The organism is Saccharopolyspora sp. NPDC000995, from assembly GCF_053599315.1.
The window spans coordinates 1-14,254 of record NZ_JBSFLZ010000159.1; the positions used below are offsets into that span (position 1 = coordinate 1).

The window sequence follows — 14,254 nt, forward strand, 5'->3', positions numbered from 1 at the left end:
CCGGTCAGCCGGAGGTCGCGCAGGCGGGAGTCGTCGAGGTCGCGGCGGCCGGTGGCGGGCCGTTCGGCGACGGCCAGCACGCGGTATCCCTGGCGCGCCAGTCGGTCGAATTCCTTTTCCACGCCCAGGCGTGCGTCATCGTCGAGGGCCACGTCCACGTCGGCGTTGTCGCGGTGCCAGTGGGTACATTGGGCGAGCACCACCTCCGGGGCGCCCTTGATGCTGAGCAGGTGGTTGTTGCCGACGCGTCCGAGCACCATGTGGTAGCCCCTCGAGGGTTCGAAGGGGAGTTCTTCGACGAGTTGCCAGCCTGGGGTGCCTTCGCTGGGCTGCACCCCGAGGTCGCGGGCACCGTTGACGACTGCGCGGTCAGTGGGGTGTGGCAGGATTTCACCGTCTTGTGCTGCCGGGCTGGCGCGCAGTGCTGCCGCGAGGATCTTTCTGTCCGCTGTGGATAGGTTTTCGACGTCGCGGGTGGTGGCTCCGTTGGATACCCCGCGTAGGGCGATGCGTCCTTCGGTGAGGGTGCCGGTCTTGTCGAAGCACAGCACGTCCGCTCGGCCCAGTGCCTCGATTGTCGAGGAATTGTGTACGAGGGCGCCGCGTTTCGACAATCGCCGGGCTGCCGCCAGCTCGGCGACTGTGGCGACGAAGGGCAGACCTTCCGGTACTGCTGCGACGGCCAGGCTTACCGCTCGGCCCAGGGCCGCGCCGAAGGGTTGACGCCGGAGGAGGTCCGCGACGAGTAGCAGTCCGCCGGCGCCGATGGAGATCGGCACGGTGACCTTGGTCAGGGTCCGCAGGCGCGCCGCCACCCCGCCGGGACGGTCCGGGGCGTTGTCGGTGCCTGCCGCGCTGCCGGCTTCGGTGGCCTCTGCGGTGGCGACGACGACGGCGACGGCGCGCCCGGCCGCGATCGCGGTTCCCTGGTAGAGCATGCAGTGCCGGTCGGCTACCGCTGCCGCGGGCGTGGCGGCGGTGGTTTTGGTGACGAGTTGGGATTCGCCGGTCAGGCTGGACTCGTCGACTTCGAGTCCGTCGGCTTCCAGCAGGCGGCAGTCCGCGGGGACGGCGTCGCCTGCCACCAGGTCGATGACGTCGCCGGGTACGAGTTCGTCGGCGGGCACGCGGGTGCGTTTGTCCTTGCGGCGCAACGCGACTGGGATTGCGGTGGCATCCAGGAGTTTGCGCAGAGCGCGGTCGGCGCTGACCCGTTGCACGCCGCCGATCAGCGCGTTCAACCCCAGCACGCCACTGATGATGACCGCGTCGGCGGCCGCTCCGATGCTGGCGGAGATCCCCGCTCCACTGGCCAACGCGGGTGTCAGCGGGCTCGCCAATTCGTCCAGGCAAGCCATGATCAGGCTTGTCCCCTCCGGCCGGGAATGCCCGTTCCGGTGGAGTGCGCGTTGCTGCGCATCGCCGTCGGTCAGGCCGTCCGGCGAACTGTCGAGGAGCTCCAGCACCGTTGAGGCCGAGATGGCGTGCCAGGGTGTGCGGGGTGTGACGGAGGGCACCGGACGTCGACCCGCCTGCATGCCCCAGTACGTCCCGGCGCCGAGAGCCAGGAGCCCGCAGACGGACACGGGCACCGCCGCGCGGGCCTGGCTGCCGATGGCAGGTCCGAGTGCGGCCAGCAGGGCGCCGCTGGCGGAGCCGATGACGGCGAGCTGGGCGCTGCGCCGGCTGACGGTGCGGGCGGTGGGGATCAACCCCAGCAGGGCGCACGCCTCGCCCAGGCCAGGCCCGGTGATCAGATGCGCCCCCCAGGGCGGCGGTCCGTGGCCGGCGACACCGATTCCGAGATCAGCGGCGGCCAGACCGGCGCGATCGCGCGTCGAGACCACGGCGACGCAGCGGCCTTCAGCCTGCAATTCCCGCACGAGTACCGAGAGGTCTTCGCCGGCGGCAGCGATGCGATCAACATCCAACTTCTCCGCAAGCCGAGTGTCCGCTCCGGCGAGCACAACCGAGCCCACCTCACGGGCCGCGGCGAGAAGCTCGTCGGTCAGCGGCTCCAGTTCCTCCTCGACCTCGACGAGGGCAACCGGGTGCCCGCCCCGCTCGAGGGTGCAGGCTCGTATGCCCCGGTCGGTGCTCTGCCGAATCCTGTCTTCCAGCTCCACGTGCGGCAGATCCCCGGGGCGCGCTCTCGAGAGCGCCCACCCGTCTTCTACCGCATCTGATCGCGCCATCACGCCGACCAAGGCGTGCGCTCGTTCCCACAATCCTGCGATGTCGACTTCGCCGTTGAGCGGAATCACGTCGCGCACCCGCTGTGTTCCGGTGCGCAGGGCCGTCGTGTCGATCACGATCGTGTCGATCCGGTCCAGCCTCCGCAGGATTCGCGGGTCGAGCACCAGCGCATCCCGCTGCGACATCGCGATCCCGAGTTGTGCTGCGAACGCGTCACGGCCCAACCTCGCCGCTCGCGGCACGCCCGCGACCAGGAACCCCTGTGCGCGCAGCAGGTTGCGGGTCACCGCCAGGGTTCCGAGGAAGGCAGCGGGCCCGGCGATCGCCGAGGTGTTCGCCACCCGCTCGATTGGTCCGCCTGGCAGCGGCGTCGGGCGAGAACCCACCTCGACAGGCTCACACCGGTGGTGCTCGGGCCGGTCGCCGAACTCGGCTTCCCGCCGGGCCCAATTCCGCTGCACCGCCTGGGACTCCCGCACCAAGCAGAACCGATGCGCGGCATCAGACAACAAGGTCGTCGGACGCTGGGCCAAGGTGTTCGCCGCAGCATTCCCGAGACCGAACAACAAATCCGTGGCCGACGCGCCCAGCCGCGACTGGACGGCGCCACGGATTCCCTGCACGGAGTCAGCGGTGGAGATCAACGCCGGAATCGACGCAGCTAGCGCAGGTACCGGCAGCCAGCGGGCGGCCACGGCATAGCCCAAACCCGCGAGGTTCGTCCCCATCACCACGGTGTTGCCGAAGGCCCTGGCCGCATCGCCGGGGCGCAAAGCATTGCTTTCGCTGCGCGGGTGATCGCCCAAACCACTGGCCTGCTCGGCTTCGTCCACCGCGTTGACCAGTTCGGCGAGCTCGACCACCTCCGGATCGTGCCCGATGATCACTCGCCCCAGCGCCGCGTTGACCTCGGCCCACCGCACGCCAGGAAGCTGCGTGAGCCGATCGGTGATCTGCTCGGCCGCCGATTCGGTCCCCGGCTCGTGCACGCCGCGCACCTCGATGTGCGCGCGCCCGTCAGCGGCCCACGCCCGCCGACCACCACCGCCACCCAAGACGCCACGCGCGACGGCTACCGTCGGCGTCGCGAATTGCGACGCGAGTGTCTTCAACCCACCAAGCAGGGTCACGCGGTGGTACGGCCAGCTGCAGGCCGCGACCTGGCCTGCGATGAACCCGATGCTCGCTCACCAGCTCGCTGCGCGACGACCGTACCGATCCCGATCGCTGCCGCCACCGGCCACTCGATCAACGACAACGCCGCCAGTGCCCCCAGGCCGCCGTAAAACGCCAATTGCCCGGGCGAAGGAAGGTGCTCCCGCACGCTGTAGACCCCAGCTGCGACGGCATCACGCCCTGGAACACGCACCGCTGTGCGGCGAAACTCCGCCGTCACGAACGGCAGCTTCACCGTCGCAGTGCCCGAATCACGCCCAGCCCCCGTCGTGCTCTGCGAACGGTCGCCACGGGCACCGCCTGAGGATCTGGCCTTCGACCTCGTGTTCTGGCTTGTCGTAGCCACCACACCTCCCCGGGGATCGAAATAATGCGGGTAACTGGGAAGCCTACGTTCGCCGAATATTCGCCGAAGGATCGAAACCGAATCCGTGCCCCCATCGTGCGACAACAAGGATGAACAGGGATCGGCTGACCGAAGCCTTCGATGATCTCGAACCCGGTTGTTGTCGGCGGTGGCAGCACAATCACCTTCGCAGGTGGGCTGGGCGGCGAGCGCGGGAGGCCCGGATCCGGGCCTGGTCGAAGCCGCAGGCGACCTTCCCGCACGTTTTCATCTGCGGGTAGGAAGGTGCCGGGTTCTCCAGCCGTGCGCGGAGCTCCGCCAGGTCGGCCTTGGTGATGAACGGTTTGGGCAACGGGCGCTGACGCGGCGGAACGGTCGGCTCACACCACCGGCTCTGGCCGCTCGGCGCCGGTCCGCAGCGCCAGCCGCGATGTCTCGGGCAGCGCAAAAGCGACCACGAAGACCGCGGCGGCGACAATCATTAGGTAGAACGCCGGTGCGATGGAGCTGCCGGTGATCGACACCAGCCAGGTGGCGACCAGGGGCGCCGTACCGCCGAAGACCATGTATGCCAGGTTGTAGCCGATCGATGAGGCGCTGTAGCGCACCCGCGTCGGGAAGATCTCCATCTGTATTACTACGACGGCGGCGACCACGAAGCACCACGGCAGCGCGACGAAGAGCTGGCCGAGGATGGCTGTCGACAGACTGCCTTGGGCGGCGAGCAGGTAGCCCGGCACGCTCAGCGCGATGAACCCTGCCGAGCCGATAAACAGCAGCGGCTTGCGGCCGATCCGGTCGCCAAGCATCCCCGCGGCCGGCACCAGCGCAACGGTCACCGTGAGCGCGGCGGCGTTCGCCAGCAGCGCCGCCGTCGGGCTGATCTTGATCGTCACTGTGAGGTAGGAAACGAAGTACGTGCCCAGCGTGTAGGCACCCAGCCCGCTTAGCGACGCGATGGCGAACACCAGCGCGATTTGCCGGCCATGATGCCGCACGGCCACGCGCAGCGGCGCCTTCTCGACCTCGTGCTTGCCCGCTACCTCCTGGAACGCCGGCGTCTCGTGCATGCGCAGCCGGATGATCAGGCCGACGATCGCGAGTGGGCCGCCGATTAGGAACGGAACCCGCCAACCCCACTCAATGAAAGCCGCCTCGGACATGATCACCCGCATGCCCAGCACGGTCAGGGTGCCAAGGACCGCCGGCAGCGTGGTGAAGGTTGCGGAGATGGCGGAAAACAGTCCGCGCCGATTGGGCGGTGCATACTCGGTGATGAACGACGTCGCACCGGTGAACTCCCCGCCGCCGGAGAAGCCTTGGAGCAGCCGGCACAGGGCCAGCAGGATCGGCGCGAGCAGCCCGACAGTGGCGTAGGTGGGCAACAGCCCGATCGCCATCGTGGCGGCACCCATCAGCAACACGATGGTAGCGAGCACGTTGCGACGGCCGACCCGATCGCCCAGATTGCCCCAGACAACGCCGCCCAGGGGCCGGGCAAGGAAGGCCACGCCATATAGCGCGAATGCTGAGAGCAACGCAGCGTAATCGTTGCCTGGGGGGAAGAAGAGCCTGGCGATGATGGGGATGGACGCCGAGTAGATCGCGAAGTCGAACCATTCCACGAAGTTGCCGATGCTTCCCGCGGCGAGCGCCTGCAGGCCTGATCGTGGGCCACGCGCGCCGGGGGCGTGGTCGGTCATCTTCGAACCTCCTTGAGGAAAGCCCGCTGGGGACGCGCCGATCGATGTGACGGGGCTTGCGGGCATGTGCTCCAACAAGTGGGCCGACCGTATAGCGTACCGAGCCAATAGTCAATTGTTGACCTTGCTGGCACAAATGTCGGTAATTTTCCAACATAACTCCGCCGCCGCTACCGAGGAACAAGGTCACGATCGCGGACACCTCGTTGGGCCGGTGATGTCGAGTGACTGGTAGCCGGCGAGAGGAGGGGAGAGAAGGTCATGCATACCCGAATCGTCCTCCACCCGGGGATGGCGTCAGACACGTTCCCACGGATAAGGCCAAAACCAAGCCGGTGATGGATTGAGTTTTCGACAGTCCCGGATGGTGTGGCAAGAGTCCCGCCGACCTACCTCAGCGCCGAGAGGTTGGCTGCGTGGTCGTATCCAGTACCCGGATCCGGCGGGCATCGGTCATTGACTACAGGAGAAGGCGCGGGAGGTCTTTGGGGAACTTGTATCGACCTGATGCGAGAGTTGTACCGCGTTGAACGGCACCGGTTCGTCCTGGAGTTATCGGTCCTCGCGGGTCACCGTCTCTTGTGGGCAACAGCCCGCTGACCGGCGCGTAGGTGCCGGTCAGCGGGCTCATGCCACGAAGTGGATCTACAGTGAGCGTCGGCGAAGGGTGCCGTCTCGATCTTGCGCCTTTTGGGCCCTTCTGCTGTCTCTGTGGATATTTATGTCCGTACGGGGAGGGCGGGGTGTGGCACCCGAGGGCGACCACGGTCAGGGCGATGAGTGTTTCGGGGCTTCGGAACCCGAACGGGATGCTGAATGCGGGTCAGCAGGCGGGTTTTGGTATTGGTGGACTCGATGAGTCCTTGGGACAGGCCGATGTTCTAGGGCGGCGTTGATGGCGGGTCGGCCTGTTGCGGCGATCCAGACCAGTTCGAGGTCGCTTTCGGTTGGTTCTTCGGGGCTTTCCGCAACGCGTAGCCGCGCGTTTCTCAGCTCCGCGACCCGCTCGTGTCCCGCTCGTGTCCCGGACGTGCCGGGGACTCGGCGCCGCCCGGGGCGCGGCGGCCGGCGTTGCCGCTCCGTGCCGCTTGCATCAGGCCGATGCGGTAGCCGAACCTGACGCCGTGTCATCCACACCATCTCCGCTGTGAACTCGCCGACCGACCTGAGCGGCGCCGGAAGGCGGCCCGCCGTCCTCGTACGGCAGTCCCACTCCTCCCTGGGGCAACATATCGGCCAACTCCCCGGCGTGCCCCCCAAATGGGATGCCCCCTCCACGCACACATGAGCCACCAGCCGACTGGGCCGACGATCGAGTCGACAACTGACCCGCAGACGAGCCCAAGGCTTGCAGATTGTTCAGCGGGTCCGGCTCCATGTAATAATCCGCTTGGATCTTGTAGCCCCCGTTGATCGGTATGGCGTTAACTTCGACGATTACGCCGTCCACCCCAATGTCCCCGCGCACGTGTTCGACGAAATTGCGCACGTGCTTCAATGCGTCGCCGTTGCCGCCATTCGTTCGTTTCCACTCCTGAATAACACGCTCGTCTTGGGCTTTCCTTTGCTCCGTTCTCTCGTACTCGCTCCAGTTGTCGGGTGCTGCCATATGGTTCACGGAACCAGTCCTCCCGGTGCGCTCGGCCTGTCAGTCAGTACACGTGTATCGAGGCGCACATGGTTCAAACGCGCCTGGCGGCTACGCAGGGGAGTCGCCAGGTCAGCGCCGCCGCTGACCCGCTGCCGGACGACCTCATCGACGCGCTCGACCACCGTCCACCAGCCCGACGGTGCACACTGGAGTAGTTGCTGCCGGGGGCGGAACTCGGGGAGAATCTGCTAAGGGAAGTGCGCCCCTTTGGGAAATCGAGACTGCCCGAAAGGTGCTTCTAAAGCTCGTCGGCGTAATGATCAAGAAATTGGTGCTCGAATGGAGCGGAATCTGAACGCGATGCCGCCGGATGTCGATCCGAAGGGCGCGCGTACGAACGTCGCACGCGCGAAGAAAATGGTACGGCAGGGACACCAGACTTCAGTCGATTTGCAGACTGCCGAGGCGAGGTTGCCCGGAGTGTGGAAAACGGAGAGGGTGTTACGCGATATTCGCCTGACAAAGGTGCGTGAGGTGTCTGAGCAAGCCAAGCAGGCGATAACGCACGGTCATGTTCTGGTCATCTATTTCAAAGACGGATTGCCCGATGGGGTGAGCTCCGGCCGGACGTGCGTCTGGGATCGGAGTTCGACGCGGTAGCCGGCGACCGCATTCCGTCCGTGTTGCGCGTTTCCGGATGGGATGGGACAGAAGAGGTCAGGCTGTGGTCGCCCTGCTACCAGGCGTGACCGCGACCGATGGCGAACTCCGCGACTACCTGCGCGGATTCCTCGTCGGCTACGAGTTCCCGGAGAAGTTCATCTTCAGCAATCCCGTCACCGTGGGCGACGGCCCGAGTAGAGATGCCTGGCGGAAGCCGCGAGGATCAAGCCGCCCGCGAGGAGAAGGGTGTTCCCGAGGGCTATGCCCGCTCCGACAGCCCCGAGCGCGATGGTCAAAACGAACCAGTCCACCTGGCTGGTCCCGCTGCGCGGTCCCTCCGACCCGGATCGGGTGGAACCGGGCGCCGATGGTCGCATACCACTCCTTTTCCTCACGCCGAGCGGCCTCGCTGGATTCCGCGGCGGTTAGCGGCGAACAGGGCAAGGAAAGGCCAGGATGGACCAGCCGCTGGGCAGGAGTGTTGTCCGTTTCCTACAGCCGGTAAAGCCGTTTTTAGCGGTTCCGACAGTGCCGGATCAGCCTTCTACGGCCGTCAAGCCGACCGTCAGTCGAGGTTGAGCAACTGCTCGAACTCGCCTGCCGGACGCGCCCGGGTGGGGTAATGCGTGAACGAAGGGCAGCAGTTCGCGTTTGGCGACGGCGTAGAGGCGACGGAGTTCGGCGACCGGGTCAGCGTGGTCGTCGACCCGCAGATCCAGGTATGGGTACGGATGGCCGTGGTGCACGAACAAGCAGGCGCTTTGCTTGCGCCGCCGGTCGCCTCCCGCGCCCTGGCCGGCTTCCAGCGCCGCCAGCAAGCGCCCGGCCAGCAAGACATCCGTGGTGGCCTCGAACCGCTCGGCCATCGCGTCGACTACGGCCGTCCACGATGAAGTTCCCGGCCACCGCATACCCGTTGCCCACGCGGTGCCCGCTCCACGGGTGGGTCTCGGCGCCGGTGTGCGCGTAGTCCTCGACGAGGAACGGGGTGGAACGAGAACGCGGTACGGCGTGTGGGGTGGTTCCTGCGCGGAAGTGATTGGTGGTTTTTGATGCCTGCGTGGGCATTGGGGTTTTTCAGGCTCGGTCGACCTAGTCGTCGTGGCACGCGGACTCTTGGTGTTGTGAAGACGAAGGCCTGTTCGTGGGTGGCGAGGTGTTCGTAAGAGACCGCTGGGTGCTCTCCTGCTGGCTCAGCGTCACCGATCCATTATCGGTATCACGCGATGCCGAAGGAGTGTTGGACGCGCATCGGTTTCGTTTTTACTGTCGGTTCCAGTCGCCGCCGAGCACTGGCACCACCCGCAGGAGGAACCCACTGATGCCCGCCTTCACGCCGACCGAACTTGCCGAGCGCCTCGGCTCCGGACTGCTGTCGTTCCCGGTCACCCACTTCACCCGGGACCTGGCGTTCGACGAGTCCGCCTACCGGGAGAACATCATCCGCCTCGGCAAGTACGAGATCGCCGGTCTGTTCGCCGCCGGCGGGACGGGGGAGTTCTTCGTCCCTGACCCCGGAGGAAGTCGGCACCGTGGTCCGAGCGGCCGCCGGCAGCGCGCCCGAGGGCACCCCGATCCTCGCCCCGGCTGGACACGGCACCGCGCAGGCGGTCGAGATGGCCCGCGACGCTGAGGCGGCCGGCGCCGACGGCCTGCTGCTGTTCCCGCCCTACCTCACCGAGGCCTCCGCCGACGGCCTCATCGCTCATGTGCGCGCGGTCTGCGAATCCACTTCGCTGGGCGTGGTGCTCTACAGCCGTGCGAACGCCGTGTACACATCGGACACAGTGGCTGCGCTTGCCAACGCCTGCCCGAACCTGATCGGGTTCAAGGACGGTGTCGGTGACCTGGAGGAAATCACGCGGATCCACTCGCGTCTCGGCGACCGCTTGGTCTACATCGGTGGGCTGCCGGCGGCGGAGACGTTCGCTCTGCCGTACCTGGAGTTGGGTGTCACGACCTACAGTTCGGCGATCTTCAACTTCCTGCCCGAGTTCGCCCTTACCTTCTACAGCGCGGTGCGGGCAGGGGACCGAACGAAGGTGCGTCGACTGCTCGACGATGTCGTGCTGCCTTACACCGCGATTCGTGACCGAAAGGCGGGTTACGCGGTGAGCATCGTCAAAGCTGGCATGGATCTCGTCGGGTGCCCGGCCGGTCCGGTCCGACCACCGCTGACTGACCTGGATGACGCCGAGCGCGCACTTTTGGCTGGTGTCGTCGAGACGTCGCGCACCGCCACCGCCTGACGCTACCGACCGTGACGAAGCGTAAGGAGACACTCGTGTCCGCTCCCCTCCAGACCAGCCCGACCGGCGCCATGGTCATCGGAGCTGAAACCGTCATCGGCACGGGCAAGGAGGTCCGGTCCTCCGATCCCCGCACTGGCGCGGCCCTCGACCCCGCCTACCTGACGGCGTCGGTCGAGCACGTCGAACGGGCTTGTGCGCTAGCAGCGCAGTCGTTTCCGGTGTTTCGGGCGACCACCGCCGAGCGGCGTGCCGAGTTCCTCGAGCGCATCGCCGATCTGATCGACGAGCGCCGGGATTTGCTGGTCGAGCGCGCTCACGCCGAGACCGCGCTGACTCGTCCGCGGCTCACCGGCGAAGTCGGTCGCACCAGCGGTCAGCTGCGCCTGTTCGCCGCAGAGTTGCGGGCTGGGAGCTGGCAGGGTGCCCGGATCGATCCGGCACGGCCCGACCGCGTGCCGCTCCCACGCCCCGATATCCGACAGCGCCGGATCGCGCTCGGCCCGGTCGCGGTGTTCGGCGCGAGCAACTTCCCACTGGCCTTCTCAACCGCTGGAGGCGACACGGCGTCGGCGCTGGCCGCCGGATGCCCAGTCGTCGTCAAGGCGCATCAGGCGCATCTGGGCACTGCGGAGCTGGTGGCGCGGGCGATTGCCGAGGCAGCGGCCGACACGGGAATGCCCGAGGGCGTATTCTCGCAGCTTGTCGGCAGTGGGACCGATATCGGTTCCCAACTCGTCAGAGATCCGAGGATTCGTGCCGACGAAGATCGAGTTCATCTACGCGATCCCATCGATATTCTCCGGAGCGAAGATCTCCATCTCGCTCGCGGTGGGCGGGGCGGTCGTCGGTGAGTTCATCGCAGGCTCGAAGGGGTTGGGATACGTCATCCTCCTCGCCAACAGCCAGGTCGATCTCCCGTCGATGTTCGCGGCCTTCATCGTGCTCGCCGCCATAGCCCTGGCCTTGTTCTTCATCGTCGATTTCGCGGGCCGAAAGCTGGTCCCGTGGAAGAACCACGCGAAGTGACCGGGGATCGGAGACTCGAATGCGGAACTCGATTCGCAGGATCGCCGCGATCGTCGGGGCTGTGCTGCTCGTTACCGTGTCGGGCTGCGCGAGCAGCAGCGGCAAGAACTCGATGACCCTCATGCTCGACGTGGCGTACCTGCCGAAGCACGCGCCGTTCATCTCGGCGGTCGAGCGGGGCTTCTTCAAGGCGGAAGGCATCGACCTCACGGTGATGCCGGGGTCAGGTTCGACCAACACGGTCACCTCCGTCGAAACCGGCAAGGTCGACGCCGGCTGGGCGGACTTCGGCGCCACGGTCACCAGCCAGGGCAGGGGTGCCAAAGTCAAGCAGGTCAACCTCGTCCAGGCCAGGTCCGCCTACGCGGTCGTGGCCCTCGCGGGCACCGGAATCAACGGATGGGCCGACCTCCCGGGCAAGACAGTCGCCACCGAGGGCGCGGGTGCGATGACCGCGATGTGGCCGTTCGCGATGAGCAGGCTGGGGCTCAAGGAGGGCGACGTCAACGTCGTCCACGCCTCGAGCGGATCGAAGATCCCCGGACTGCTGGCCGGTCAGTGGAACGCCAACCTCGCCCTGTACGTCTCCGACGAGCCGGCCATTGACGCACTCGGCAGGCAGGCCGTTGTGCTGAAGTGGTCCGACCTCGGCATCGACCTCTACGGCAACGGGATCGTCGTCTCCGACGAGAAGCTCAGGACGAGTCGCGCCGCTATGCCCAGGAACTGCTCGAGATGGTCGGGCTGGGCGGCAAAGCCGAGCACTACTCCTACGAGCTCAGCGGCGGGATGCAGCAACGGGTGGCTATCTGCCGCGCACTGGTCTCCCACCCGGAGCTGCTGCTCATGGACGAGCCCTTCGGTGCGCTCGACGCGATGACCCGCGATTCGATGAACTTCGAGATCCAACGCATCTGGCGGGCCACGGGGTGCAGTGTCCTATTCGTGACGCACAGCATCTCCGAGGCGGTCTGGCTCGGTGACCGGGTCGTCGTCGTCGGCGGACGACCCGGCCGGATCGTCGCCGACATCGCGATCGACCTCCCGCGGCCCCGGGGTAAGGACCACCGCTTCTCCGCAGCCTTCTCCGACTACGCAGCGGAAATCGAATCCCACATCGGAGTCGTGACCGGAATCAGCTGACCGCAGCCCCAGATTCCGACCGATCCCGGCACCGAAATCGACATCGAGCCTTATTCACGAGCATTACCAGCCGAGTCGGTAGAATTCGAGCGCCGTGATGATGCGGACAATTCCGGGGAGTTCGGCCAGAGGAACACCAATGCTGAGCCTTACCGCAGACGCCTCACAAGTCGAAGAAACCTACGGGCTCAACGCACGCAAGAGCCTGCTGTTCTCCGCGATCCGCCTCGACTCCTACCCGCTCGTGGCACCACTGATCGCACAGACCGACAAGGACCAGTACCTCCTCGTGCGCCAACAAGAGCAGGGCAACGCCCTCTCAGCCGGCGTCCCGAAGGACCAGATCAAGTTCTACGCTCCCTGGGTCACGATCGACCCCCGAATCGTCGCCGACACCCCCGCCTCGGCGTCCCTTGCGAGCCTTGTGAAGGAACTCGCCGACGGCGCTGTGGTAAGCCTCGCCGCCGACGTCGTCTACAGCCACTACCGCACGCTATCCGGCTCCGTCGAGCTCGTCGCCTCCGACCAGGACCCGACCCCGGTCACCGCATACGAGATTGACCTCGAGGAGGTCCTGGCGAGGTTCGCGACGTGGCGCGAGACGGGCGTCAACACCGCGCGGCGGCTGATCGAAGCCGTCGAACACCTGTATGGCTTGGCGGAGGAGTTCACCGCCAGCGAGGACAGCCGGTTCTCGGCGCTGAAGACGCTCGTCGCCGACCGCTCCCTCGATTCGCTGCTCCTCGCCGCGCCGCCCAACTTCACCGAGGCGACTGGGCTCGCGCAGCCGGACGGAGCAGTCGCCCTGTGGCTGGCCGGTTCGGACAGGCTGGTCGTGCTGGCGCCCGACGGAACCTCCGGGGTTTCCGGGGCGCCTGTCGGCCAGTTCCCGTCCGTCGGCGCCGCCGTCCGGGCGCTGTCCCGCGGCTCGCGGACCGGTGTCGAGGACGAGTGGATCAGCGTCGGCCTGGCCCGCGAGCTCGAGAGGGAGGGAGCGGAACTGGTTCCGGTCTCGACAGCCCTCGGCCACTGGCGGGACATCCGCGATCACGAGGACCTCGCGTTCCAGGTCGTCGCCGCCCGGGCGAGCGTGTTCGCCATCGAAGAGGCGCTGGCCTGGGCGGAGGAGAGCCTCGACGCCGGCCGCTCGTTCTCCGAGCTCGACATCAACGAGGTGTACCTCGACAAGATCGTCGAGTTCCGGACGGCCAACGAGATCCCCTTCGGCATCGAGCCGTACTTCACTAACCTCCACTCGTCGAACCGGATGCTCTTCCCCGGCCCACCGGTGGACTACCCGATCAACGACGAGACGACTTGCATTCAGCTCGACGCCGGGGTGCGCATCGTCTTCGACGGGGTCACCGTCGCCACCTCCGACATGGCCCGCTCGCTGCCCCGTACTGCGGCGGCGAAGGAGGCGTACAGCTTCTTCTTCGATGTCGTGCGGGAGGGCATCATCGGGCAGCTCAAGCCCGGCGTCGTGTGCGAGGACGTGCACGAGGGAACCCTGCGCTACCTGGCGCCCCACCTGGACCGGATGGTCGAGATCGGGATGCTTGGGACGGAGGTCGACTTCAACGCCGAGTACCGCAAGCGCAACGTCGGCCACCTCATGGGCAAGCAGGAGTCGTTCGCCAACGAGCTCCGGCCCGGCTACAAGCACGTGCTCGAGGTCGGCTCGTACGGTGCCGCCGAGATCCCTTGGCGGTACGAGAACGCGGCGATCGGCACCGAGGACCTCTGGTACATCGGACGCGACCGGACCTACGTGGTCAGCAAGCGATAACGGCTGCGTTGCCAACGATAGAAGTAGCCCGCGTGGCGTGGATACCGGTGTCCAACGGACGGTATCCACGACCCAACCCGCGTCGCCTCTTCGACATATGAAATTGAAAGATGACATGACTGACGCGCATGAGCGTCTCAAAGCGCTTTCTCTCGAGCTTCCAGTACTCGCTGCGCCCCGTTACGCATATGAGGCGAGCGTGCAATGGGGCAACCTGCTGCATGTGTCCGGCCAGATCTCACGGACCGCCGCGGGTGAGATCTTGACCGGCTGTCTAGTACGGCAGCAGCCATTTGGTTTTTGACCTGCGGGAACGTGTGGTTGGGGGCTGCATTCGATGTAGGGCAGCCGCCTGTTAATCATGTGTTT

The 14,254-nt window shown here is 66.5% G+C and carries 9 protein-coding genes and 3 pseudogenes; 7 read left to right on the forward strand and 5 right to left on the reverse strand.

The window, feature by feature from the left end; all coding sequences use genetic code 11:
• The 5 genes from ACWDKQ_RS32025 to ACWDKQ_RS32045 form a co-directional block, all read right to left on the reverse strand.
• Nucleotides 1–3,326, reverse strand: a 3,326-nt coding sequence (locus tag ACWDKQ_RS32025) for an HAD-IC family P-type ATPase (RefSeq protein ID WP_450142508.1), incomplete at its 3' end; no start/stop codon positions are given.
• 573 nt (nucleotides 3,327–3,899) lie between these two features.
• On the reverse strand, nucleotides 3,900–4,070 hold the full coding sequence (locus tag ACWDKQ_RS32030; RefSeq protein ID WP_450142509.1) for a hypothetical protein: 171 nt from the start codon (nucleotides 4,068–4,070) through the stop codon (nucleotides 3,900–3,902).
• A gap of 28 nt (nucleotides 4,071–4,098) precedes the next feature.
• Entirely contained in the window at nucleotides 4,099–5,421 is a 1,323-nt protein-coding gene (locus ACWDKQ_RS32035) for an MFS transporter (protein ID WP_450142510.1), read from the reverse strand.
• Between the two features lie 1,093 nt (nucleotides 5,422–6,514).
• The gene (locus ACWDKQ_RS32040; RefSeq protein ID WP_450142511.1) at nucleotides 6,515–7,039 is read right to left on the reverse strand and encodes a hypothetical protein; all 525 of its coding nucleotides are present in this window, start codon (nucleotides 7,037–7,039) and stop codon (nucleotides 6,515–6,517) included.
• Nucleotides 7,040–8,211: 1,172 nt separating this feature from the next.
• Entirely contained in the window at nucleotides 8,212–8,586 is a 375-nt protein-coding gene (locus ACWDKQ_RS32045; protein WP_450142512.1) for a DUF1028 domain-containing protein, read from the reverse strand.
• Nucleotides 8,587–8,996: 410 nt separating this feature from the next.
• Here ACWDKQ_RS32045 and kdgD point away from each other — a divergent pair.
• From kdgD to ACWDKQ_RS32080, 7 genes and pseudogenes are all read left to right on the forward strand, one after another.
• A pseudogene (gene kdgD / locus ACWDKQ_RS32050) lies at nucleotides 8,997–9,924 on the forward strand (5-dehydro-4-deoxyglucarate dehydratase).
• A gap of 35 nt (nucleotides 9,925–9,959) precedes the next feature.
• Nucleotides 9,960–10,778, forward strand: a complete 819-nt coding sequence (locus ACWDKQ_RS32055) for an aldehyde dehydrogenase family protein (protein WP_450142513.1) — start codon at nucleotides 9,960–9,962, stop codon at nucleotides 10,776–10,778.
• Nucleotides 10,681–10,953, forward strand: coding sequence for an ABC transporter permease (locus ACWDKQ_RS32060; protein WP_450142514.1), 273 nt, complete (start codon nucleotides 10,681–10,683; stop codon nucleotides 10,951–10,953). The genes ACWDKQ_RS32055 and ACWDKQ_RS32060 overlap by 98 nt, the downstream gene beginning before the upstream one ends.
• Before the next feature lie 121 nt (nucleotides 10,954–11,074).
• A pseudogene (locus tag ACWDKQ_RS32065) lies at nucleotides 11,075–11,602 on the forward strand (ABC transporter substrate-binding protein); the annotation flags it as partial.
• A gap of 86 nt (nucleotides 11,603–11,688) precedes the next feature.
• A pseudogene (locus ACWDKQ_RS32070) lies at nucleotides 11,689–11,754 on the forward strand (hypothetical protein); the annotation flags it as partial.
• Nucleotides 11,755–11,799: 45 nt separating this feature from the next.
• Nucleotides 11,800–12,096: a hypothetical protein gene (locus ACWDKQ_RS32075; protein WP_450142516.1), complete on the forward strand. Its 297-nt coding sequence runs from the start codon at nucleotides 11,800–11,802 to the stop codon at nucleotides 12,094–12,096.
• A 139-nt stretch (nucleotides 12,097–12,235) separates the two neighbouring features.
• Complete coding sequence (locus ACWDKQ_RS32080) at nucleotides 12,236–13,885, forward strand: M24 family metallopeptidase (protein WP_450142515.1); 1,650 nt, start codon at nucleotides 12,236–12,238, stop codon at nucleotides 13,883–13,885.
• Nucleotides 13,886–14,254 lie beyond the last annotated feature (369 nt).